At 61.4% G+C, this 20,682-nt stretch carries 27 protein-coding genes and 1 pseudogene; 14 read left to right on the top strand and 14 right to left on the bottom strand.

Going from position 1 to position 20,682, the window contains the following annotated elements:
- Positions 1-30: 30 nt before the first annotated feature.
- From ACT6VE_RS16460 to ACT6VE_RS16425, 8 genes are all read left to right on the top strand, one after another.
- Positions 31-543: a sigma-70 family RNA polymerase sigma factor gene (locus ACT6VE_RS16460; RefSeq protein WP_444799631.1), complete on the top strand. Its 513-nt coding sequence runs from the start codon at positions 31-33 to the stop codon at positions 541-543.
- A gap of 94 nt (positions 544-637) precedes the next feature.
- The gene (locus ACT6VE_RS16455) at positions 638-1,132 is read left to right on the top strand and encodes a BON domain-containing protein (protein ID WP_444799630.1); all 495 of its coding nucleotides are present in this window, start codon (positions 638-640) and stop codon (positions 1,130-1,132) included.
- Between the two features lie 90 nt (positions 1,133-1,222).
- The gene (locus tag ACT6VE_RS16450; RefSeq protein WP_444799629.1) at positions 1,223-1,441 is read left to right on the top strand and encodes a hypothetical protein; all 219 of its coding nucleotides are present in this window, start codon (positions 1,223-1,225) and stop codon (positions 1,439-1,441) included.
- A gap of 305 nt (positions 1,442-1,746) precedes the next feature.
- Positions 1,747-2,052, top strand: coding sequence for a hypothetical protein (locus ACT6VE_RS16445; RefSeq protein WP_444799807.1), 306 nt, complete (start codon positions 1,747-1,749; stop codon positions 2,050-2,052).
- An 88-nt stretch (positions 2,053-2,140) separates the two neighbouring features.
- The gene (locus ACT6VE_RS16440) at positions 2,141-2,458 is read left to right on the top strand and encodes a PepSY domain-containing protein (RefSeq protein ID WP_444799628.1); all 318 of its coding nucleotides are present in this window, start codon (positions 2,141-2,143) and stop codon (positions 2,456-2,458) included.
- A 12-nt stretch (positions 2,459-2,470) separates the two neighbouring features.
- A complete protein-coding gene (locus ACT6VE_RS16435) occupies positions 2,471-3,067 on the top strand; it encodes a general stress protein (protein ID WP_444799627.1) in 597 nt (198 codons plus the stop codon).
- 211 nt (positions 3,068-3,278) lie between these two features.
- Positions 3,279-4,010 (top strand): Crp/Fnr family transcriptional regulator, encoded by a 732-nt coding sequence (locus ACT6VE_RS16430; protein WP_444799626.1) that lies wholly within the window; start codon positions 3,279-3,281, stop codon positions 4,008-4,010.
- Positions 4,011-4,140: 130 nt separating this feature from the next.
- Entirely contained in the window at positions 4,141-4,422 is a 282-nt protein-coding gene (locus ACT6VE_RS16425) for a hypothetical protein (protein ID WP_444799625.1), read from the top strand.
- A gap of 278 nt (positions 4,423-4,700) precedes the next feature.
- Here ACT6VE_RS16425 and ACT6VE_RS16420 read toward each other — a convergent pair whose 3' ends face one another.
- Together ACT6VE_RS16420 and ACT6VE_RS16415 are read right to left on the bottom strand one after the other, a co-directional pair.
- Positions 4,701-5,000 (bottom strand): hypothetical protein, encoded by a 300-nt coding sequence (locus tag ACT6VE_RS16420; protein ID WP_444799624.1) that lies wholly within the window; start codon positions 4,998-5,000, stop codon positions 4,701-4,703.
- 267 nt (positions 5,001-5,267) lie between these two features.
- Positions 5,268-5,519 carry a hypothetical protein gene (locus ACT6VE_RS16415; protein ID WP_444799623.1) on the bottom strand — a complete coding sequence of 84 codons (252 nt, stop codon included), beginning with the start codon at positions 5,517-5,519 and terminating at the stop codon, positions 5,268-5,270.
- A 300-nt stretch (positions 5,520-5,819) separates the two neighbouring features.
- Between ACT6VE_RS16415 and ACT6VE_RS16410 the strand changes: the two genes are divergently transcribed.
- Positions 5,820-6,263: a DUF1810 domain-containing protein gene (locus ACT6VE_RS16410; RefSeq protein ID WP_444799622.1), complete on the top strand. Its 444-nt coding sequence runs from the start codon at positions 5,820-5,822 to the stop codon at positions 6,261-6,263.
- A 23-nt stretch (positions 6,264-6,286) separates the two neighbouring features.
- Here ACT6VE_RS16410 and ACT6VE_RS16405 read toward each other — a convergent pair whose 3' ends face one another.
- A complete protein-coding gene (locus ACT6VE_RS16405; protein WP_112803963.1) occupies positions 6,287-6,490 on the bottom strand; it encodes a cold-shock protein in 204 nt (67 codons plus the stop codon).
- A gap of 177 nt (positions 6,491-6,667) precedes the next feature.
- On the opposite strand from ACT6VE_RS16405, the gene ligD (ACT6VE_RS16400) reads away from it, so the two are divergent.
- The 3 genes and pseudogenes from ligD (ACT6VE_RS16400) to ACT6VE_RS16390 all read left to right on the top strand — a co-directional run bounded on the left by ligD (ACT6VE_RS16400) (position 6,668) and on the right by ACT6VE_RS16390 (position 10,289).
- The gene (gene ligD, locus ACT6VE_RS16400; RefSeq protein WP_444799621.1) at positions 6,668-9,310 is read left to right on the top strand and encodes a DNA ligase D; all 2,643 of its coding nucleotides are present in this window, start codon (positions 6,668-6,670) and stop codon (positions 9,308-9,310) included.
- On the top strand, positions 9,307-9,717 hold the full coding sequence (locus ACT6VE_RS16395; RefSeq protein ID WP_444799620.1) for a DUF4112 domain-containing protein: 411 nt from the start codon (positions 9,307-9,309) through the stop codon (positions 9,715-9,717). The genes ligD (ACT6VE_RS16400) and ACT6VE_RS16395 overlap by 4 nt, the downstream gene beginning before the upstream one ends.
- Before the next feature lie 60 nt (positions 9,718-9,777).
- Positions 9,778-10,289 (top strand): annotated as a pseudogene (locus tag ACT6VE_RS16390) (DUF4334 domain-containing protein).
- Between the two features lie 107 nt (positions 10,290-10,396).
- Here ACT6VE_RS16390 and ligD (ACT6VE_RS16385) read toward each other — a convergent pair.
- The 3 genes from ligD (ACT6VE_RS16385) to ku (ACT6VE_RS16375) are packed head-to-tail and all read right to left on the bottom strand — an operon-like array spanning position 10,397 to position 13,222.
- Positions 10,397-11,440, bottom strand: a complete 1,044-nt coding sequence (gene ligD, locus ACT6VE_RS16385) for a non-homologous end-joining DNA ligase (protein WP_444799619.1) — start codon at positions 11,438-11,440, stop codon at positions 10,397-10,399.
- Between the two features lie 52 nt (positions 11,441-11,492).
- Positions 11,493-12,305 carry a non-homologous end joining protein Ku gene (gene ku, locus ACT6VE_RS16380; protein ID WP_444799618.1) on the bottom strand — a complete coding sequence of 271 codons (813 nt, stop codon included), beginning with the start codon at positions 12,303-12,305 and terminating at the stop codon, positions 11,493-11,495.
- Between the two features lie 11 nt (positions 12,306-12,316).
- A complete protein-coding gene (ku, locus tag ACT6VE_RS16375) occupies positions 12,317-13,222 on the bottom strand; it encodes a non-homologous end joining protein Ku (RefSeq protein ID WP_444799617.1) in 906 nt (301 codons plus the stop codon).
- A 194-nt stretch (positions 13,223-13,416) separates the two neighbouring features.
- On the opposite strand from ku (ACT6VE_RS16375), the gene ACT6VE_RS16370 reads away from it, so the two are divergent.
- Both ACT6VE_RS16370 and ACT6VE_RS16365 read left to right on the top strand, forming a co-directional pair.
- Positions 13,417-13,599 (top strand): hypothetical protein, encoded by a 183-nt coding sequence (locus ACT6VE_RS16370; RefSeq protein ID WP_444799616.1) that lies wholly within the window; start codon positions 13,417-13,419, stop codon positions 13,597-13,599.
- Between the two features lie 30 nt (positions 13,600-13,629).
- Positions 13,630-14,514: a hypothetical protein gene (locus ACT6VE_RS16365; RefSeq protein ID WP_444799615.1), complete on the top strand. Its 885-nt coding sequence runs from the start codon at positions 13,630-13,632 to the stop codon at positions 14,512-14,514.
- Positions 14,515-14,516: 2 nt separating this feature from the next.
- On the opposite strand, the gene xth is transcribed toward ACT6VE_RS16365, so the two are convergent.
- The 8 genes from xth to ACT6VE_RS16325 form a co-directional block, all read right to left on the bottom strand.
- Positions 14,517-15,299, bottom strand: a complete 783-nt coding sequence (gene xth / locus ACT6VE_RS16360) for an exodeoxyribonuclease III (protein WP_444799614.1) — start codon at positions 15,297-15,299, stop codon at positions 14,517-14,519.
- A gap of 9 nt (positions 15,300-15,308) precedes the next feature.
- Entirely contained in the window at positions 15,309-15,566 is a 258-nt protein-coding gene (locus ACT6VE_RS16355) for a hypothetical protein (protein WP_444799613.1), read from the bottom strand.
- 146 nt (positions 15,567-15,712) lie between these two features.
- Entirely contained in the window at positions 15,713-16,051 is a 339-nt protein-coding gene (locus tag ACT6VE_RS16350) for a DUF982 domain-containing protein (RefSeq protein WP_444799612.1), read from the bottom strand.
- Positions 16,052-16,058: 7 nt separating this feature from the next.
- Positions 16,059-16,241, bottom strand: coding sequence for a hypothetical protein (locus tag ACT6VE_RS16345; RefSeq protein ID WP_444799611.1), 183 nt, complete (start codon positions 16,239-16,241; stop codon positions 16,059-16,061).
- Between the two features lie 201 nt (positions 16,242-16,442).
- Entirely contained in the window at positions 16,443-16,700 is a 258-nt protein-coding gene (locus ACT6VE_RS16340) for a hypothetical protein (RefSeq protein WP_444799610.1), read from the bottom strand.
- Positions 16,700-17,290, bottom strand: a complete 591-nt coding sequence (locus ACT6VE_RS16335; RefSeq protein ID WP_444799609.1) for an SOS response-associated peptidase — start codon at positions 17,288-17,290, stop codon at positions 16,700-16,702. The genes ACT6VE_RS16340 and ACT6VE_RS16335 overlap by 1 nt, the downstream gene beginning before the upstream one ends.
- 92 nt (positions 17,291-17,382) lie before the next feature.
- Positions 17,383-18,504, bottom strand: coding sequence for a DNA polymerase IV (dinB, locus tag ACT6VE_RS16330; protein ID WP_444799608.1), 1,122 nt, complete (start codon positions 18,502-18,504; stop codon positions 17,383-17,385).
- A gap of 39 nt (positions 18,505-18,543) precedes the next feature.
- A complete protein-coding gene (locus ACT6VE_RS16325) occupies positions 18,544-20,613 on the bottom strand; it encodes an ATP-dependent helicase (RefSeq protein ID WP_444799607.1) in 2,070 nt (689 codons plus the stop codon).
- Between the last annotated feature and the right edge of the window lie 69 nt (positions 20,614-20,682).

The raw sequence follows: 20,682 nt of genomic DNA, 5'->3' as shown, positions 1-20,682 counted from the left end.
CGTCTCGTTTCCTTCGAAATGGAGGAGTGAATGGACGCCTTGGTCTCCGAACCCGTTTCTCAGACGGTCCATGCCGGCATAGAGGCCCAGCTGCCCGCGCTGACGCGCTTCGCCCAGCAGCTGACCCGCTCGGCGAGCGACCGGGAGGATCTGATCCAGGAAACGGTAATGCGGGCGCTTCGGTCCTCGCACCAGTTTCACCCCAATACAAAACTCCGCTCGTGGCTCTTCACGATCATGCGCAACAGCTTCAACACGGAATATCGCCGCCGTTGCCGGGAGCCTGTCGGTCTGGATGACGGCCTGCTCGAACGGGCGAGCATCATGGCGCCGCAGGAATGGGCGGTTCGCCGCAGCGAACTCCGCTGCGCCCTGCGCCGCCTTCCGCCGCGCTCGCGCCGTACGTTGCTACTCGTGGCGATGAGCGTCAGCTACATCGATACCGCACGGCTGTGCGACTGTGAGATCGGCACGGTGAAAAGCAGGGTCAACCGCGCGCGCAAGATGCTCGAAGACGACATCGGCCGCCCCGGCGCGCAATGACGAACAGCGGCGCGGTTGTGGTTCTTCTCCGGAACAAACGCCGGTCTGAGCGATTGGCTATCATCATTTCCCGATCAAACCGCGGAGCAAGACGATGGCCGATCGCAAAGAAGTCTCTCGTGAAGAGGATTTTCGAGATTACGAGGAGCGGGATACCCGCGACGGCTGGCCCTATCCGGACGATGACGATGCACGTCGAGCCGCGCAGAATTTGCCTTATGGAAGCCCCGGCGCAGATCTGGATCAGCTGGACAACGAGGGTATCGCGATCACGCGTGATCCCGCCGCGCGGGACGTCGACGGCGCGCCACTGCCGTTTGTGGATGAAACGGGCAATATCATCGCCGATGGCGATCTCGAGGCGCGGATCATGGAGACGCTCGAAGACGATGCCAGGGTCCATCTTGCGACGCTGGATCTCACGATCCGCGACGGCGTCGCGGTGCTCGACGGTGCCGTCGACAGCGAGGAAGATCGCCGCCACCTCATTGGCTTCCTGCGCCGTGTGAAAGGGGTGTGTGATGTAGAGGCTCACGGGCTTCTCGCGCGTGGTGTGGACAGCCATTTGCCTCGCGACGTGACGGATTGAAGTTTTTCCGTACGATTTCGTACCATGATATCGCTTTGAATCGTACCTATACGGACCTAGACTCATGCCTGTCGCATAGAGGAGGCGGGCGTGGGCAAGGGGACTTTCGAGCCGGACGAGTTGGGCGCATTGAAGTCGGTCTTCGATGAACTCACCTCGCAACCCTGGTTCGATGCGTCGGAGGAGGCGAGGGAGAGCTTTGCCAAGTATCTCTTCGAGACATTCCCCGCCGTCACCTTCGACCCCGTTAAGCACCGCTCCATCATCGAGGCCTCCGCCCGCATGTTCTACACGCGGGATAGCGCCTAGCGCTCTGTTCTGAACCATCGCTTCCTTGCCGCGTTGCAGACCTGATCCCTGAAGAAGAGGAGAAGGTGCAATCTCCGAGCCCGTACCGATCTGTTCGTGGAGCCCGATACGGAGGCAAACACGGCTGGTACGGCGCCTTCCGGCGGTGACGCCACCCGTGCCGAGGCGCCGCTCCACGGCTAAATCCGCGTTTCCGCCGATATCGCGCGTTCCAATCTTCTCAAGGCCGAACGGGCCTTCCGCCAAGCCGGCGCGCGCAATGTCAAGGCGCAATAGGGGCCGGTCAAACAAGTAAGGAGTTTCCCATGGCTATTATTCCGACCGAACCCGGCCCCGGCCCCGGCCCGAACCCGGTTCCTGACCTGCCGCCTATCGGCGAGCCAAGCCCGCCGATCAAGGAGCCGGAGCCCGAGTACCTGCCCGATGAGGAGCCCAATCCGAACCCCGACGAGAACGACGAACCGGCCAAGCAGACTGACCCTGCGCTGACCTGGAAAGCCCCTTGCGCATCGCCGAATGAAACAGGTCGGCCGGGCAGGCTTGTCCTATGGGCTGGACGGTGTGGCTGCCGGCTCGCGCCAAGTGAAAAATCCGGCATCAGCCTGAAGTAATTTTAAGAGATCTCAAAATTATCGCGGAACCAAACGCCCGTATCCCGGTTTGCTCCTTGCCTTCAACGGCTGAAAACGAGGAGACATCATGAAAAAGCTATTGCTCGCCGCCGCATTTGTCGGCGCATCGACCCTTGGCGCCTTCGCCCAAACCTCCACGGCACCTGCCACCGATGGCGATACCCCGGCGATCGCGACCCCGGACGACAATAACGCCACCGCGCCGGTCGAAGGCGCAAACAGCTTCACCGAGGAACAGGCCAAGGAGCGCATCGTCGAGGCGGGCTACGCCGCCGTCACCGGGCTCACGCTTGATGACAAGGGCGTCTGGCGCGGCACGGCGATGAAGGATGGCAAGTCCGTCAACGTCAGACTCGACTATCAGGGCAACATCGTCGCTAACTAGGAGGATATTTCCATGAAGAGAACCGCTACCGGACTTTTTGACGACTACTCCGATGCACGCGCCGCCGTCAGCGCCCTCGAAGCTAAGGGTATTCCTTCGGACGACATCAGCATCGTCTCGAACAACGTGGACGAACGGCAGACCGGCGACACGAATGCCGCCGAAGGCGCCGGAACGGGTGCAGGAATCGGTGCTGCCGTCGGCGGCGTCGGCGGTCTCCTGACAGGCCTTGGCATCATGGCCATTCCGGGTGTCGGCCCGGTGGTCGCCGCCGGCTGGCTTGCCGCAACCGCAGCCGGCGCCGCCGCAGGTGCCGTCGCGGGCGGCGCGGCAGGCGGCATCATCGGCGCGATGACGGAATCCGGTGTGCCGGAGGAGCATGCCCATGTCTATGCGGAAGGCGTGCGCCGCGGCGGCACGCTCGTAACCGCCCGGGTCGAGGAGAACCTCTATGCGGAAGCCGAGGCGGTTCTGCGCCAGTCGAACTGGGTCGATCCGGTCGAGCGGCGTGCGGCCTATACCGAACAGGGTTGGACGCGCTTCGACGAAACGCTCGATCCCTACGGTCCCGCAGAAATCGAGCAGGAGCGCCTGCGTTATCGGCGCTGATTGCTGAGCATGCTGTATTTCTCGGCTAGAGGAAGGCCGGTCCGCGAGCTGCGGGCCGGCCGTCCTTATACATATTTAGCGTCGGCGTACCGGGGGTGCTGTTCGCCCTTGCCAGTGCGACAGGAGGGCGTAAGCTCGTGCCATCATCGGTATTATCTTCCGGCGCTTGACACGCCGAAACAAGCATCGGCTCGAAACTGGAGGCGTGAACATGACCGCACCGTTGCGCTCAGCGCCTCTCAACAATCTCCTGCAGCTTCTGCCGGAAATCGACTTCCAGATGCTGGCGCCAGATCTGACACACAATGTCTTTCCAAAGGGCACGCCACTGGCGCATCGTGACAAGCCGATCGACGCAGTGCATTTCCTTACCTCCGGTATAGGGTCGGTGGTAATCATGACACCGCAGGGTCGGCGCGCGGAAGCCGGTATCTTCGGCTTTGACGGCTATATCCCGACTGCCGCGGTCACGGGCGCACGGATCAGTTCCTACGACGTTACGGTCCAGCTCGACGCCGAAGGCTACAGTATGGAGTTCGACCACTTCCGCCGCTGGATGGAACAGAGCAAACCCTTCGTTCAAATCATGAACCGGTCCATGGAGGGGTTCGCTGTTCAACTGGCGCATACGGCCGTGTCGAACGCGGTGCATGACGTCAACGAGCGCCTCGCCCGCTGGCTTCTCATGTGCCACGACCGCTCGCGCAGCGACGAGATGGCGCTCACGCACGAACTCCTCTCGGTGCTCCTTGGCGTCAGGCGCCCAAGTGTGACGACCGCGCTCCACGTCCTGGAAGGCGAGGGCCTCATCCGTTCGCTGCGGGGCAATGTCGTCATCCGCGATCGCCTGGCGCTCGAGACTTTCGCACATGATTGTTATGGTAGACCCGAAGCGGAATATCGGCGTTTGATGAGTGATATATCGTCGGAAAAGCTGCAATGACAAGAGATCCGGTTGGTAGTCGAGCAACCTTAGATGTTTGGAGCGATACCAAACCGGGGTCAGATTAAACATCTCTCTAGTGAGAACCCAGAGAAGCAAGCTAATTTATTCGTAGGCTTTAGAGTTTTTTGTGTTCAACGCCCTGGTTGGGTTCGCCCTACTTGGCTTTGTAGCGCCGTTGTTCGGCACGCTGTTTCTGGTCGATCTCATCATTTTCTGGATGAACGCCTGCACCTATCGCGAACTGGTTGAAATTAGCTTTCTGACCGCGTTTGCCGTAGCGTTGGTCGCATTACTCTACTATTTCGCCACAACCCAGGTATTCCGAAGGTCACGGAGACCGGCACCCTGGTCGACCATCTCATGGGGCATCGGCGTGAAGTGCCCTTGTGCGTTTTGGCGTGGTATTTGACCCCACCATCGGCGCGGACGGTTGACCCCAGTCATATCGGGGAAACGAAACATTAGGCAGCGTGTTAATCTACCAAATCTGGGGTCATTCTTCCGCGCCGAAAGGGGCCAAACTTCAACGTTTCACCACACCCCTGCACCGCTACGACGACGAAATGAGGGCTATTCTGCTTGAGGCCGCCAAGGTAATGAGGCAGATTGAGGCCGCCATGGCAGCGAAGAATTCCGAGGGAACCGTAAAAGAGCCGGCGGCGGACTGTCGGTAACACTCTAGGCTTGTCAGCCGATCTCTGTCTGGCTTGAAAGTTTGCCGCTCGGCCGGCGTAGATCATCTTCGGTTATGCGCAGAGGGCCGGTATCGCCAACACCGTGATGATCATATTTTTCGCTGGCGATGGTTTCGAGCAGAGCCCTGTGCCGTTTGAGTAAGCCGACTGGACCCACCGGATCCGCATCGAACGATTGAAGTGTGCTGGCGAAGATGTAGACGTCGATGGTCTTGCCCTCGGGTGTCTGCATTGGCCAGAACAGCCCGAGTTCTTTGGGCGCCGATGCGCCATTCTTCCTGCTGAGAGGCATTTCGTTTCCTGCGTTATGTTCATGCGTCAGGGGGATCCGATGCAGCGGGGGCTGCCCCGGACCTCCCCGGTTCACCCGCTTGTGACGGACGAGTGGTGCTGATCTGGTGCGGTACGACACGAAGTCAAATCGCTACAGCGAAAAGACGGCGCGAAAAGGACGATCGGAGACGTGGCCGATATACGAAGGGCGCTCGACCCTTTCGGGGAGCGCCCTTCGAACCCGGACGACTATGAATGCGCGACAGAGCACCATCGCTGCAGGCAGTCATCGATTACGGGCCATGAACGATAGATGGGAGAGGGTGCCGCGAAATTCAAGCTCATCCGGATTGTCTGCCGCGCGAGCGGGTGCGCCCAGGCATGTATCGCAAATGCCGCAACCGTCGTCGTCCATCGACTGGTCGGCCCGCTGGCAACAGAGGCAGATCATGGAGCACCGGGAACCTGCCTTCCTGTCAGGGGGGCTGATGATTTCAACCCCATCGTCCGGCGCGATGTCTTCGAAAAACTGTCGCATTGCATTTCTCCACTGACCTCCGTGCGCAAAGATGGGTGCTGCGGTCCGCTTTGCAATGGTGAGTGTTGGCGATGTGCGCTCGCCTTGTGTCGAGGATGGACTCTCTCCATTGCCCATGCTTTCTTTGCAGCCGGAGGGACGACTTGTATGGCGTATGAATGGGATCCTCGGCGCGCGCGGCGCGCCCGCATCATCAGGTTTGCCACAGCATTGGCGATCAGCGCCTCGGCTATCACTGTGCCAGTCGCGGTGCTGCTGGCGGCCGCCCCGATCTAACAGCGACATCGAAGGTGGCGGTCGATGGCAGAGAACGATCCCTTTGAGCTTTCCCGCTTCGTCACTGCGCAGGATTTCGTCTTCGACACGGTCCTTGCCGAGCTGAGAGCCGGGCGTAAGCAAACCCACTGGATGTGGTTCGTCTTTCCGCAGCTGCGCGCGCTCGGCAGATCTCCGACTGCGAACTTCTACGGGATCGGCTCAATCGAAGAGGCGCGGGCCTATCTCCTGCATCCCCTGCTTGCTGAACGACTGGCGCAGGCGGTCGATACCGTGCTTGGAGTGTCCGACCGTTCGGCCCATGATATCTTCGGTTCGCCCGACGATCTCAAGTTCAGCTCGTCAATGACGCTGTTCAACGAGACCGCCGGCGCGGCGGAGGATAGGTTTCGGCTCGCCCTTCAGCGCTTCTTCGCCGGCGAACCGGATCCGCGAACCCTTGAACTGCTTGGCGGCGGCATCGGCTAGCCGCCGCCCTTGGCCCGCGCCGGTCAGATCGCGCGAACGTTTTCCGCCTTCGACTTGCCGGTCTTGCGGTCCTGGCCGAGGTCATAACTGACCTTAGAGCCATCGCGCAGCGGCCCGCCGGAGATCACGCCGGAGACATGGACAAAGACATCCTGCCCACCGTCGTCGGGCGTGATGAACCCAAAACCCTTGTCCTGATTGAAAAACTTGACCGTACCCGTTGCCATAAAAATCCTCGTAAGCTGAGCGGCGTTGCGCCGACGGCGAAGATATTCGCCAAGCGCGGCGCTCGCAACGAACATCGCGTCGAGCGCGGGAACAACAATCGTTCGCGCGGGGTTTTCGTCTCGACGCGGCTGGTTCCTTGACGGGTTCCGGCAACGCGAGATGGAACGAGGTCGATAATGGCGGCTGACAAGCTCTCAACCTACAAGAAGAAGCGGGATTTCAAGCAGACGCAGGAACCGAGCGGTTCAACGGAGGTCAAACCCTCGAAGCGTTTGCGCTTCATCATCCAGAAACACGATGCGACCCGTCTCCACTACGATCTCCGTCTCGAACTCGACGGAGTGCTCAAGAGCTGGGCGGTGACGAAAGGCCCTTCACTGGATCCCGGCGATAAGCGGCTCGCGGTCGAAGTGGAAGACCACCCGCTCGACTATGGCGATTTCGAAGGCACGATCCCGAAGGGCCAATATGGCGGCGGGACGGTCATGCTCTGGGATCGCGGTTATTGGGAGCCGGAGGGCAACAAGTCGCCGAAAGAAGCACTCAAGAAGGGCGACTTCAAGTTTACGCTGCACGGCAAGCGTTTGCACGGCAGCTTCGTTCTCGTTCGGATGCGCCACGACCGCGACGGCGGCAAGCGCACCAACTGGCTGCTGATCAAGCACCATGATGACCATTCCGTGGAGGAGAACGGCGCGGCCATCCTCGACGAGAACATGACCTCCGTCGCCTCCGGGCGGACGATGGAACAGATCGCCGGCGGCAAGGGCCGCAAGCCGAAGCCGTTTATGATGGCGAGCGGCGATGTAGAGGCGGATGCCGTCTGGGATAGCAAGTCCGGCCTTGCCGCCGACGAGCGCAAGAAAAATCGATCCGGCAATGAGGTGGCGACGTCGACGGCTGCCGACCTTCCAGATTTCATCCCGCCGCAGCTCTGCGAAACACTCGACCGTCCGCCCGCCGGCGAGAATTGGCTGCACGAGATCAAGTTCGACGGCTATCGCATCCAGATGCGGGTTGCGAATGGAAAGGTTACGCTGAAGACACGTAAGGGTCTGACCTGGACGGCCAAATACCCGGAGATTGCGGACGCAGCCACGCCGCTTCCCGACTGCATCATCGATGGTGAGATCTGCGCCCTCGACGAGAACGGCGCGCCGGATTTTGCCGCGCTGCAGGCGGCACTGTCTGAGAAGAACACCGGCAACCTCGTCTATTTCGCGTTCGACCTGCTGTTCGACGGTGGCGAGGATCTGCGGGAGAAGGCGCTGACCGACCGGAAATCGCGCCTGCAGGATCTCCTGGATGATGCCACCGACGATCCCCATCTGCGGTTCGTCGAGCATTTCGAAACCGGCGGCGACGCGGTGCTGCGCTCTGCCTGCAAGCTCTCCCTGGAAGGCATCGTCTCAAAACAGGCAGGTGCACCCTATAAGTCAGGCCGTACCGAGACCTGGGCGAAATCGAAATGCCGCGCCGGTCATGAGGTCGTGATCGGCGGCTACGCCAAGACGAACGGCAAGTTCCGCTCGCTGCTGGTCGGCGTCAACCGCGGAGACCACTTTGTCTATGTCGGCCGCGTTGGCACGGGCTACGGCGCGAAGAAGGTCGAGACCCTGCTGCCGAAGCTGGAAGCGGTCGAGACGGAAAAGTCCCCCTTTACCGGGATCGGCGCGCCGAAGAAGGAGAGGGAGGTCGTCTGGCTGAAGCCAGAGCTCGTCGCTGAGATCGAGTTTGCCGGCTGGACCGCGGACGGCCTTGTGCGCCAGGCCGCCTTCAAAGGCTTGCGGGAGGATAAGCCCGCGGCGGAGGTCGAGGCCGAAAAGCCGGCTTCGCCCGCAAAGACCGAGACGCCGGAGCCAGCGGCCGTCGCGAAGGAAAAGCCCAGCCGCCGTAAGGGCGCGAAAGCCGATGTCATGGGCGTGCTCGTCTCGAACCCGGACAAGCCGCTCTGGCCGGATGCCGGCGATGGCGAGCCGGTGACCAAGGAGGATCTCGGCCACTATCACGAGGCGGTCGGTTCGTGGCTCATCGACCACGTAAAGGGTCGGCCGTGTTCCATCATCCGCGCGCCCGACGGTATCGGCGGCGAACAGTTCTTCCAGCGGCACGCCATGCCTGGCACGTCGAACCTTTTGGAGCTGGTCAAGGTCTTCGGCGACAAGAAGCCATACCTTCAGGTCGATCGCGTCGAGGGGCTGATCGCCATCGCCCAGATCGGCGGGATCGAGCTGCATCCCTGGAACTGTGCACCCGGCCAGCCGGACGTGCCGGGCCGTCTCGTATTCGACCTCGATCCCGGCCCCGATGTGGATTTCGCCACGGTGGTTGCCGCTGCGCGCGAGATGCGCGATCGGCTGGGCGATCTCGGCCTGATCAGCTTCTGCAAGACCACCGGCGGCAAGGGTCTGCATGTCGTGACGCCGCTCGCGGTCAACAAGCGCAAGCCGCTGTCCTGGGCCGAGGCCAAGGGGTTTGCTCATGACGTCTGCCAGGAAATGGCCCGCGACAATCCCGACCTCTACCTGATCAAGATGACCAAGAGCCTACGGGAAGGGCGGATTTTCCTCGACTATCTGCGCAACGATCGCATGGCGACCGCCGTGGCGCCTCTGTCGCCGAGGGCGCGGCCGGGGGCCACAGTGTCGATGCCGCTGAACTGGACGCAGGTCAAGTCCGACCTCGATCCGAAACGCTTCACCATCCGCACGGTGCCGGCGCTCTTGAAGAAAACGACGGCCTGGGAGGACTATTGCGACGGGCAGCGGCCGCTGGAGCAGGCCATCAAGCGGCTCGGCAAGCAAAAGGCCGCAGCATGAGCGCGAGACAGGGCAGGGGATCGCGGGCGGGCGTGAAGCACGACATTCCGATCGACCATCTGATGCGTCTTCGCCGGATACGCGGCTTGGCAAGATTGATGGATACGGCGCTCCGAATTCCCGGCACGGGCGTCTCGCTCGGCGCCGACTCAGTTCTTGGCCTTATCCCCGGCATCGGCGACTTTGGCGCCGCCGCAGTCAGCCTCTTCATTGTCAACGAGGCGCGCCGTCTCGGCGTGCCGAAGGAGACGCTCTTCAAGATGCTCGTCAATGTGGGCTTCGATACGGTGGCAGGCAGCGTTCCGGTCCTGGGTGACGTTTTCGACGTCTATTTCAAATCCAACCGCCGAAATCTGCGACTCGTGCTGGATCATTTCGGCCTCGATCATGCTGACCTCGACCGCTAGGATCCGTCAGTGTCGGCGATATCGAACCGCGCGGACGGCACCAAGAGGACAGGTGGGTCGTTGGAAAATCAGCAAACCGCACTTGAGAGATTTCGACGGCTGCCGCCGATCGGGCAGCACGACCTCGTCGGCCTATGAAAGGGCGGGGCATCCCGTCGGATCATCCACTCGACGGCGTGTTGGAGAATCTCGGCTGGTTCGGCAAGCGGTTTACCCCGGAGATGCGCGCGGACGCCTTACTATTCCGGTCCGGAGAGCGCCGTCTGATCGCGATCAATCCGAGTCGAATTCCCCTTCGGTTGGCGCTCCACTTTCACAAGCTGGGCAGGACGCGCATCGCACGACACCTGTTCTCCTGTCTGGAGCGCCGGATGCGAGCGAACGGTCCCGTCGCCTCTGTCAGAATGCTTGCCTTCGACGGCATTGTGAGCGCCGCCATGACCTACGACGAGCAGCCGATCGTGGATCATTTCCGAAGGATCGACGACAAGCGTCTCATGGGAGTGATGGTAATGAGGCATGACGATCGGCTATTCTTTTTCGAGCTTGAGCACGTCGACGGTTCGACATAATTGATCCGATCACCCGTGTTGGTGCCGATTATCAACACAGCTCGTGCGCTGCGGCGTCCTGGTGAAAAGGCACCCCGACAGGATCACGCGCCCTATCCACCGGCCAGCTAGTCCCTGATCTCGAACACCGCGGCATTGTCCTGGAGTTCGCGCAGTCCCTTGTAGGAGGCGTGGCGCAGATTTCCGTCGTCCGTCCAGCCGCGAAACTCGATCTCGGCGATGAGCGTCGGCTGGGCGAAGACGTAGTTCTTGCCCTTCAGCGGCACGACGGGCCTTTTGGTCTTCAGCTTGTCGAGCGTCTTGCGCAGGTATTCCGCGTCGGCCGCCTTGAATCCCGTCCCGACTGAACCGACCGACACCCAGCCGTTGCCCTTGCGTCCCGCCAGCAGCAGGCTTCCGATGCCGCCGCGCGCAGCGTCCGACTGCTCGTAACCGACGACCATGAAGCTCTCGCTCTGGACGCACTTGATCTTGATCCAGTCACCGGTACGGCCGGATCGATAGGGACTGTCGCGGTGCTTGGCGATGATGCCTTCGAGGCCCATCCTGCATGCGTTCGCGAGGAGCGCGGCTCCGTCCCCATGAGCTTCTTCCGAGAGCTGCACCGCGCCGACCGCGTCGTCGAGAAAGTCCTCGAGCAGGTGCCGGCGAACGGCGAGCTCGGTCCTGGTCAGGTCGTGGCCGTCGAAATAGAGGAGGTCGAAGGCGAAGAACACAGCTTCAGTCGAGGCGCGCTTGCCACCTCGCCCGCCGAGCGAGCGCTGAAGCGCCCCGAAATCCGAATGCCCGTCCTTGTTGAGGACCACGGCCTCGCCATCGAGAATGGCGGTCCCCACACCGAGTTTGCTGGCGGCCTCAGCGATCTTGGGGAAGCGATGGGTCCAGTCGTGTCCGCCGCGCGTGATGATCTGCACGCCCTTCGGTTCGATGTGGATCGCCAGGCGATAGCCGTCCCATTTGAGTTCGTAGAGCCAGTCCGATCCTTCCGGCGGCGCGGGCCGCAGCAGGGCGAGACACGGCTCGACGCGATCTGGCATCGGATCGAACGGCAGGCTCGGCTGCTCGGGATCCCGCTTTCGCACCGGACGCGACTGGAGCGTCTCGTGGGACTCGTCGTAAAGGGGGATGGCGGATTGGCGCTTTCGTTTCATCGGTGTCCATCACATGCGGAGAGTCCGAACATAGGTGTCTTCCGTGAAGAATTCAGGATGCGCGCTTGCCTTTCTCGCCGGCTGCCAGGCTTTTGCGCAGCGCATCCATGATGTCGATGACATTGTCGCCGGACGGGCGATCCTCACCCTTGGCTTTGCCCCTCCGCGACGGTTTCAGCGCCTTCTTCTTTTTGGCGATGATATCGAGCAAGGCGTCCTGCACCGGGTCGGAAACCATGTCCGCTGACCATTTCCTGGTGTGCTGTTTGATGAACTTCTGCACCAGCGGAGTAAGCTCGGGGTCCGCCTTGTCATCGATGTCTTCGAAGTAGGATTCCTCCGGCCGGACTTCGTCGCCGAAGCGCAGCGTCCAGAGCACGATGCCCTCGCCGCGCGGCTCGAGCACGACAGCCCGTTCGCGCCGACCAATCACAAGCCTGGATATGCCGAACACCTTGTCAGCGGACATGGCGTCACGGATGACGGCGAAGGCCTCGTGTCCGACAGGATCGTCCGGGACGAGGTAATGCGGCTTCTCCAGATAAATCCATTCGATGCTGTCGCGCGCCACGAATTTCTCGATATCGATCGTTTTGACCGTGTCGAGGGCGACGGCATCAAGCTCATCATCGGTCAGAAGCACATAGTCGTTCTCGCCGCGGGCGTAGCCCTTCATCTCGTCCTCGTCCTTGACAGGCTTGCGCGTGACCGCATCGACATATTGCGAGACCACGCGGTTGCCCGTCTCCTTGTTGAGGGTGTGAAATCGAACCTTTTCGCTTTCGGACGTCGCCGGCGACATCGAGACCGGGCAGGTCACGAGAGAGAGCTTGAGATAGCCTTTCCAATAGGGGCGGGGCGCCATCGTCTCTCTCCTCAACTGGCTTTACGCTGGGCAGCCGCGTCGCGGCTCGACTTCGAGGCATGCGTGCGTGTCGCGGGCTTTTGGCCGGCGCCCTTGTCGGCATTGGCAGCTGCGCGCTTCGGCTTGTCGTCGCCAGCCTTCAGCATCTTGGCGCTCTCGCGTAGGGCTGCGAGCAGATCATCAGGCGTCGAGACCTTGACCTCCTTGCGCTTCGGCAGGGCCTTGCCCTCGATCTTCGCCTTCACCAGTTCGGCGATGGCCGCTTCGTACCGATCGTCGAACGCGGCCGGATCGAAAGAGCCCTTTTTTGTGGCAATGATGTGCTTGGCGAGGTCGAGCATCTCGCCCTTGATGCGTAGCTTCGGAATCTCTTCGAACGCCTTTTCCGACGAGCGGACCTCATAGTCATATTGCATGGTGGTCGCGATCAGGCCTTTGCCGTGCGTCCGGATCAGGACCGTGCGCATCCGCCTGAACAGCACCGTGCGGGCGACCGCGGCGACCTGGGATTTCTCCATCGCATCGCGCAGCGCCGTGAACGCGTCAGACGAGACACGGTCGGTCGGGACGAGATAGTAGGGCTTGTCGAAATAGACGTCGTCGACATCGGAGCAGGCGATGAAGGCTTCGACCATGAGCGTCTTGTTGCTGTCCGGGATCGTGGCGGCAACTTCCTCAGGATCGATCATGATATATTGGCCGTTCTCGATCTCGAAACCCTTGGTCTGGTCCTCGCGTTCGACCTCCTTGCCCGTGTCACTGTCGATGAAGATGCGGTTGACGCGGTTCCCTGTCCGTTTGTTGATCGTGTGAAACGAAATGCGTTCGGAGGTGCTGGCGGCCGTATAGAGACCCACCCCGCAACTGACTTCGCCGAACTTGATAAAACCCTTCCACTGGGCACGATGACCGGCCATCTCGATACTCCCGACTCGACGCAACCAAAGCGAATCACTTGCGATTTTGTTCCGCGTCTAAAATGAATCAGAAATCAACGGCTTAGGGTCCGCGCTGCTCGACTAGTGCGAGTCCGGAATATGCCTTTGATTCGTTGCATCTTTTGGCAAGCGCCGTGCGTTCTTCCAACATTGCAACCCGAAAGGAAGAAGTCATGACGAAGCGTGAGACCATCGATACAGGGACCGACAATCGCTATGATCGTCGCGACGAGAACGGTCGGTTTAAGGGAAGCGTCGACGTCAGCCGTTCCTTGTCGGCCGACCGTCGACAAAAGGCCAAAAACGAGGCCAAGCCCGGCGAAGGCGACCGCGGCGGCCGGCCTACCAGGCACTGACGAATGGCGGATGCGCCATAGGATGACACGATGGGCGACAATGTCCAATCGGAGAGAGTCGAAACCGATGACGGCGACGAGCGTGTCGCCGTCTCGTTTCCGCTTGACCGGATGACGGTCCAGCGCTTTCGGCAGGAATTTCCCCGGGCCTGTTGGAGTGATCGGCGCAAGGCTTGGCTCGTCCCTGGAAAGACAGCCCAACGGCGCTTCGACCGGTGGAAAGCCAGGGAAGAATCCCGAGCCGATCCGTTCGCAGAAGAAAAGGGAAGAGACGCTTTCGCCTTCGAGCCGATCCTCAGCCCATATCTGAGTATCGACAAAGACGGCTTTCGCATCAGGACGCCCTACTCGCGAAAGCTGGTCGAGGAAATCCGGCAGGTGCCGTTCGCCCGCTGGGATGGAAATCATAAGGTCTGGCGCGTCCCCTTCGCTTCCTACGACGAGCTTCTTCACCATTGGCAGGCGATCGAAGCCGAGGCGCAGCGCTGCGAACCGGAGGAACGGCGCAAGCGTGCCGAGGCGCGAAAGGGCACCGAGGACGAACGGAAAGCCCGTTGTCGATCGGCGGAGCGCCGACGTCGACGAATTCCCCTTCCGGCGGCCGACCTCCCGCCGCTGGACCGGCCCATCGCCACCGAGGCCTACGGCATCGTCGTCATCAGCGATATCACAGGCGAGTTGATCGAACATGAGGACATCGCCGATCTCTATCCGGACTTTGATGGAGTCCAGGTTTGGGGACTATGGCGCATTCCGTCGCTGGAAGAACTGGTGCAGACGTGGCCGTCGAAGGCCGCGCCTCAGCATGACGAGCGCCGACGCGGCTGGTGGCTTCCGACCATCGAAGAATTGCGCAATGCGCGGCGGGTGGCGCGGTCGCGCGAACCCAGGAGCGGGCAACGGCCTTCAAGTTGAGATCATTCGGATGGCGGCTCGATTTCGATCACGACTGGTGCGTGGTCGCTGGTGTGGTCCCAGCCGCGCGGCCGGCGCCGCACGCTCGCCGAACGCAGCCAGGGGGCGACAGCGGGACTGAGCAGGAAGTGGTCGATCCGCAGGCCCGCTTCGCGTTCGAAGGCATGGCGCCAATATTTCCAGAACGTGTAGATCCGCTCGTCGGGGTGGAGATGACGGATGGCATCGGTCCAGCCTTGCGAAACCAGATCGGCATAGGCTTTGCGAACCTCCGGGCGAAACAGTGCATCGTCTCGCCAGCGCTCCGGAGCATACACATCCAGGTCCGTCGGCATGACGTTAAAGTCGCCCACCAGCAGGGCGGGAACGTCGAGATCGATGAGCTCGCCGGCATAGGCGTGCAGGCGCTGAAACCAGCGGAGCTTGTAGTCGAATTGCGGGCCGGGCGCGGGATTGCCGTTCGGAAGATAGAGGCAACCGATGAGAAGGCCGTCGACCGCGGCCTCGATATAGCGGCTGTGCGTATCGTCGGGGTCGCCCGGAAGACCGCGTCGCGTAAGGAGGGGCACGATGCCCTTGGCGAGGATCGCCACGCCGTTCCAGCTTTTCTGGCCGTGCCAGACCGCGCCATAGCCAGCGGTCTCCAGCTCCGCGCGCGGGAACCGATCATTGGGTGATTTCAGTTCCTGCAGGCAGACTATGTCAGGGGAATCCTCCTTCAGCCATCGCTGCAGCACGGCGAGGCGTCCGTTGACCCCGTTGACGTTGTAGGTCGCGATCTTCATCGACGACCGTTAGAACGGCGCTAGCGACAAGCCGGTCGGCGGGCGAGCTTCGGCCGGGTCGTCTGCCGGGTCGGGTTCTTCGTGATAGGCTGTCGCCTGACGTTCGGCGGCGCGTTTGATTGCCTCAAATGCCACCTCGGGTGGCCAACCGGCGATGATGGCATGATCGACAAGCTCGCGCACTGCGCCATCAATCGCCCGCTCGCATTCCAGCGTGACATCAGGACCGGTTGTCGGCAGTTGCGGCGGAGGAATTCTGACATTCATGGCGGACCTCCTGTAGGACTCCAAAAAGACGCCCCGCTTCAGTAGCGGGGCGGCGAACCAACTTTGTCTGCGGGAGAAATGCCCAGAGAGGCGGATTCGTTCCTGTCTCATGGGCAGGCACGCACGAGCCGTGGGTTGGCGGGTCTTCAGCGAACGACCGGGACATTCGCCTCTCGCGCCGCCGCGAGGAACGCCAACCTTGCTCTGGATGGAGAGCATTTCCCTTCAATCGCCTTCGCGCAAAATGCGAGCGCTCGTTGGAACGCGCGTCCGTAGGTCACCGGCCATCTCTCCGCCAGCACGAACATGGCGTTTCTTGGGTCTTTGATCTCGATCGCGCGGGGCATGCCTGGAAGGAGGATGGCGAGTGCATTGTCCCAAATAACAGAAAGCATTTCATTATTCCCAATCTGACCGGGGCGATAAACGCCGTTCAGGCAAAGTGGTTCCCTTCTGATCGAGGAAATTTCGGCGGCTTTCTGCATGGACGACCTAATTGCCCATCTTGGTCGGGACTTCCTCCCCCGGAACGGGCGTGACGTCGGGAGCTTCTTCCGGAACGACATCCGGTCCGGGTTCTTCAATCGGGCGTTCGGGAATATCCGGTAGCGAGTCCGGTGTCTCTTCCGGCGGGATCTCCAGAGGTTTTTTCGGGTCTTTTGGATCGTTGGTCATGCTGAGCTCCTTTCAAGTCGACCAACCGTGACTATACGAGGAAAGTTCCGTCCGCTGGGTGGCAGGTACGTCAAAGTTTAAAAGCGCCGACGGGGAATGGATGTAGGATGGCTCATCCGGGGGTGGTGCTCGGGCCTTTCGTTTCTCACCGGGCCTCGAGGCCAATAGGCCCAGGCTCCGGTGAACAGCGGTCGATCCGGTTCAGGGACACCGCTTCGAGCGCCAGCGACCCTGCTGGTCGTAAACCAATCGCCAACGCCGGGCTTCGACGTCCGTTCCCCTGGTGGCACGATAGGCTGGGATATCGAGAACAATGGCATCGCGGTCCGGATGCCAGTCTCCGAACATCGCGACGCCGTCGCCAAATGCCACCACGCATCTTCCTTCGGTTGCTTCGGCATCCTCGATCCGGACTTCACCGCCCGGAAATGCATGGCTGTGAGGAAAGGTGAAGCGCATCAGCCGACCTGCTCCACCGAGAGTGATCCGGCCGGAAGGGGCTTGATCAGTGGTTTGGCGGACACCGAAGGATCGAGCCAATCGGCCCAACTGTCCCGTTCGAGAATGACGATCTGGCGGTCGTGATAGGGTGCGATGTCCGGCCCTGGCTCCATCGTCAACATTGTGTATGCCTCTCCCACGTCCTCTGTTTCACGCCATATGCCGGCAATGGCAAAGATCGGCTCACCGACCTTGCGGAACAGCCACTTGTCCTTGCGCTTCTTTTTTGGGTCAGCCGGAGCTGTGAACTCATAAAAACCGTCGGCGACGATGAGGCAGCGATTGGAGGTGAACTCTCGGCCTTCAGAGCGAAAATTATAGACCGGCTTTCTGGTCGGACTTGGCCAGCTCCATCGCCGCTGGACCAGTTCGCCGATGCCACGCTCGCCTTCGACGGTCCGGACGATAGGCCCGGTATCGGTGATCTTGATATCCTCGCGCGCCTCGATATTTGGGCGCCCCTCGGGAAACCGGATCTTGATCTTCAAGTGCTCGAATTCCTCGATGACCGAGGCCAGTTCGACCATCAGGCGATAATCGTTGCACATGGCTCCTCCGATTGGCGGGCTTCGTTGCGATGCAATGGCAATGTAAGGCGGCCCGGCCGAATTTCGACCGACGGCGCCTGAAGTCGACCAAACTAGATCTGCAGTTCGAGCTGGCCCGCCTCGCTCACCTCGTCATCGATGAAGGACGACAGCGTAATGCCGAGCAGGCGAATACCTTTTGCGGTCGGGAACAAGGGATCGAGCAGCAATTGCGCGACGGCTTCAAGATCGTCCATCGTGGCGATCGGCGCCGTCGTCGTCTTGCTGCGCGTGATGATCTGGAAGTCGGCATATTTGACCTTCAGCGTCACCGTGCGCCCATGGAGCCTCTTCGCCTCGCATTGACGCCAGACCTTCGTGGCGATTGGGGTGATTTCGGCGCGGGCCGCCGCGTGATCGAAGATGTCGATTGTGAAGGTGTCTTCCGCGCCGAGCGATTTGCGCGGTCGATCCGGCTGGACTGCCCGGTTATCGATGCCGCGCGAGATGTTGTAGTACCAGGCGCCAGACTTGCCGAAATTTTGCTGCAGGAAGGCCAGCGAATTCGCCTTAAGGTCTGCGCCGGTGAAGATGCCGAGCTGTTCCATTTTCGATGCGGTGGACGGCCCAACACCATGAAATTTCTTGACCGCGAGCGCCTCGACGAAAGCAGGCCCGTTTTTCGGCGTGATGACGGCCTGGCCATTTGGCTTGTTCAAATCCGACGCCATCTTGGCCAAGAACTTGCAATAGGAGATGCCGGCCGAGGCGTTGAGGCCGGTGACTTCCTTGATGCGCGCCCGGATGATCGTCGCGATCTCGGTGGCGATCGGGATGCCCTGCTTGTTTTCGGTGACATCCAGATAGGCTTCGTCCAAGGAAAGCGGCTCGATCAGGTCCGTGTGCTCGGCAAATATCTCCCGGATCTGCGCGGAGACAGCGCGATAGGTTTCGAAGCGCGGCGGCACGAAGATGAGGTCCGGGCAGCGTCGTTTGGCGGTGACGGACGGAAGGGCGGAACGAACGCCGAAAGCGCGTGCCTCGTAGCTCGCTGCGGCGACAACGCCGCGCGCCGCGGAGCCGCCGACGGCGACGGGCTTGCCGCGCAGTTCCGGATTGTCGCGCTGTTCGACGGAGGCGTAAAAGGCATCCATGTCGACATGGATGATGCGTCGGACCCGTTGCTCGCCATCCGCACCCATCGCCATCGTCTCGGTCGGGTCCTGTCTATCCATCGCCTTTGGCCGCGTACGCTCGCATCCTGCCCGCGTGTGTCACGTCCACATCGATCGCATTCGCGCGCCGACATCGATCCGGACGTTTCGCTTGCTCCGTTCAGTGGCCGATGCGCCGACCTTAGGCCAGCTCGTCACCTCGAAATACTGCAGGAGGGTCGCAGGAATGAAACGGGTTTTTTGTGCGGAGACGTAGCGGTCCCCCTGGGAATTCTGGCCGTAGGTGTAGAAGCGCTGCGGCGTGATGAGGGCGAGGCTGTCGCGCGCCCGCGTCATGCCGACATAAAGCAGCCGGCGCTCCTCTTCCAGTTCGGCGGTCGTGCCCGTGCCGAGATCGGACGGGATGCAGCCGTCGATAACGTTGAGCATAAACACCAAGCGCCACTCCTGACCCTTGGCCGAATGAATGGTTGAGAGGATCAGATAGTCCTCATCGAGCAGCGGCACGCCAGCCTGGTCGCTGGTCGCGTCGGGGGGATCGAGCGTCAACTCGGTCAGAAAACGTTCCCGGCTCGGATAACCGCTGGCGATCTGTTCGAGCTGAAGGAGGTCGCCCTTGCGCGTGTCGGCATCCTCGTGGATGCGGTCGAGATGCGGCTCGTACCACATCCTGACCGTTCCTATCTCCGCCGGCCAGCCGGCCTCGGCTTTGCGCAGGGCGGTAACCAGCGTGATGAAGGCGGGCCAGTCGTCACCGCTCTTGGGTGGCGGCGGGATCTCGGCGAGCGACTGGAGCGGCTCGGGATCGGCCGCGATCGTGTCGAGGATTTTGCCGGCGGTCTGCGGCCCGATGCCCGGAAGAAGCTGAAGCAATCGGAACCCGGCAACGCGATCGCGTGGGTTCTGGGCGAAACGCAAGACGGCGAGCAGGTCCTTGACGTGGGCAGCGTCGAGAAATTTCAAGCCGCCGTACTTCACGAAGGGGACGTTGCGCCGGGTCAGCTCGATTTCCAGCGCGCTGGAATGGTTCGAGCTGCGAAACAGCACGGCCTGCTGTTTGAGGGCGACGCCGATCTCGCGGGCGGCCAGAACCTGCTCGACGATATAGGCAGCCTGGTCGATTTCATCCTTCACCGTCACCAGCATCGGCCGCTGCTCGGAGGTGCGATCGGTCCAAAGGTTTTTGGTGTAGCGCTCGCGCGCAAGGCCGATGACGCCGTTGGCGGCCGCCAGGATCGGCTGTGTTGACCGATAATTGCGGTCGAGCGTTATGACGTCGGCCGGCCGCGGTGAGAATTCCTTCGGAAAATCCAGGATGTTGCGAATGGTGGCCGCGCGGAACGAATAGATCGACTGGGCATCATCGCCGACGACAGTCAGGCCACGGCCGCCCGGCTTCAGCGACATCAGGATGGCCGCCTGCAGGCGATTGGTGTCCTGATATTCATCGACAAGCACATAGTCGAACCCGCCGCCCACGTCGTCCGCTAGATCCGGGTCCGAGACCATCTGCGCCCAGTAGAGGAGGAGGTCGTCATAGTCCAGGACGTCCTGTGCCTGCTTGGCTTCAACATAGCCGGCGAAGAGTTCCTTCAGCTCGCGCTCCCATTCCACAGCCCATGGGTATGAGGCTTTGAGAACTTCGCCGATCGACGTCTCCGAGTTCACCACCCGCGAATAGATCGCGATGCAGGTACCCTTGGTGGGAAAGCGGTTTTCCGTCTTCGAGAACCCGAGTTGATGACGGACTATATTCATCAGGTCCGCGCTGTCTTCACGGTCATGGATCGTGAAATCGACACCAAGCCCGATCTGTTCGGCATACATGCGAAGCAGTCGCGCGCCGATGCCATGGAACGTCCCCGCCCAGGCGAGCGCATCGGTCATGATCGCGGCATTGTCGCCCAGCACCTGCCGGCAGATCCTCTGAACTCGCCGCGTCATCTCGGAAGCGGCGCGGCGGGAAAACGTCATCAGCAGGATGCGGCGCGGATCGGCGCCGTTGACGATCAGATGCGCGACGCGGTGGGCGAGCGTGTTGGTCTTGCCACTCCCGGCGCCTGCGATGATCAGCAGCGGACCGCCGATCTGTCCGTCGGGCAGGCCGACGCCATGTTCGACCGCCTCGCGCTGGCGTTCGTTGAGTTTTTCGAGATGAGCCGCCGCCATTTGTCCCCAGCACGTATAAGAAAATTTTCCTGACCCTTCCACGGACAGATATCCCCTTGATGCAGCTAA

It is taken from the genome of Shinella sp. (genome assembly GCF_052438155.1).
Taxonomy (GTDB): Bacteria; Pseudomonadota; Alphaproteobacteria; order Rhizobiales; family Rhizobiaceae; genus Shinella.
Note: the sequence above shows the minus strand (reverse complement) of the source record. Positions and strands in the feature narration are given on the sequence as shown.

Coding starts and splice junctions, on each gene's coding strand:
- ACT6VE_RS16460 (WP_444799631.1), top strand. CDS start 31: ATGGACGCCTTGGTCTCCGAACCCGTTTCTCAGACGGTCCATGCCGGC.
- ACT6VE_RS16455 (WP_444799630.1), top strand. CDS start 638: ATGGCCGATCGCAAAGAAGTCTCTCGTGAAGAGGATTTTCGAGATTAC.
- ACT6VE_RS16445 (WP_444799807.1), top strand. CDS start 1,747: ATGGCTATTATTCCGACCGAACCCGGCCCCGGCCCCGGCCCGAACCCG.
- ACT6VE_RS16440 (WP_444799628.1), top strand. CDS start 2,141: ATGAAAAAGCTATTGCTCGCCGCCGCATTTGTCGGCGCATCGACCCTT.
- ACT6VE_RS16435 (WP_444799627.1), top strand. CDS start 2,471: ATGAAGAGAACCGCTACCGGACTTTTTGACGACTACTCCGATGCACGC.
- ACT6VE_RS16430 (WP_444799626.1), top strand. CDS start 3,279: ATGACCGCACCGTTGCGCTCAGCGCCTCTCAACAATCTCCTGCAGCTT.
- ACT6VE_RS16420 (WP_444799624.1), bottom strand. CDS start 5,000: ATGCCTCTCAGCAGGAAGAATGGCGCATCGGCGCCCAAAGAACTCGGG.
- ACT6VE_RS16415 (WP_444799623.1), bottom strand. CDS start 5,519: ATGCGACAGTTTTTCGAAGACATCGCGCCGGACGATGGGGTTGAAATC.
- ACT6VE_RS16410 (WP_444799622.1), top strand. CDS start 5,820: ATGGCAGAGAACGATCCCTTTGAGCTTTCCCGCTTCGTCACTGCGCAG.
- ACT6VE_RS16405 (WP_112803963.1), bottom strand. CDS start 6,490: ATGGCAACGGGTACGGTCAAGTTTTTCAATCAGGACAAGGGTTTTGGG.
- ligD (WP_444799621.1), top strand. CDS start 6,668: ATGGCGGCTGACAAGCTCTCAACCTACAAGAAGAAGCGGGATTTCAAG.
- ACT6VE_RS16395 (WP_444799620.1), top strand. CDS start 9,307: ATGAGCGCGAGACAGGGCAGGGGATCGCGGGCGGGCGTGAAGCACGAC.
- ligD (WP_444799619.1), bottom strand. CDS start 11,440: ATGAAACGAAAGCGCCAATCCGCCATCCCCCTTTACGACGAGTCCCAC.
- ku (WP_444799618.1), bottom strand. CDS start 12,305: ATGGCGCCCCGCCCCTATTGGAAAGGCTATCTCAAGCTCTCTCTCGTG.
- ku (WP_444799617.1), bottom strand. CDS start 13,222: ATGGCCGGTCATCGTGCCCAGTGGAAGGGTTTTATCAAGTTCGGCGAA.
- ACT6VE_RS16370 (WP_444799616.1), top strand. CDS start 13,417: ATGACGAAGCGTGAGACCATCGATACAGGGACCGACAATCGCTATGAT.
- ACT6VE_RS16365 (WP_444799615.1), top strand. CDS start 13,630: ATGGGCGACAATGTCCAATCGGAGAGAGTCGAAACCGATGACGGCGAC.
- xth (WP_444799614.1), bottom strand. CDS start 15,299: ATGAAGATCGCGACCTACAACGTCAACGGGGTCAACGGACGCCTCGCC.
- ACT6VE_RS16355 (WP_444799613.1), bottom strand. CDS start 15,566: ATGAATGTCAGAATTCCTCCGCCGCAACTGCCGACAACCGGTCCTGAT.
- ACT6VE_RS16350 (WP_444799612.1), bottom strand. CDS start 16,051: ATGCAGAAAGCCGCCGAAATTTCCTCGATCAGAAGGGAACCACTTTGC.
- ACT6VE_RS16345 (WP_444799611.1), bottom strand. CDS start 16,241: ATGACCAACGATCCAAAAGACCCGAAAAAACCTCTGGAGATCCCGCCG.
- ACT6VE_RS16340 (WP_444799610.1), bottom strand. CDS start 16,700: ATGCGCTTCACCTTTCCTCACAGCCATGCATTTCCGGGCGGTGAAGTC.
- ACT6VE_RS16335 (WP_444799609.1), bottom strand. CDS start 17,290: ATGTGCAACGATTATCGCCTGATGGTCGAACTGGCCTCGGTCATCGAG.
- dinB (WP_444799608.1), bottom strand. CDS start 18,504: ATGGATAGACAGGACCCGACCGAGACGATGGCGATGGGTGCGGATGGC.
- ACT6VE_RS16325 (WP_444799607.1), bottom strand. CDS start 20,613: ATGGCGGCGGCTCATCTCGAAAAACTCAACGAACGCCAGCGCGAGGCG.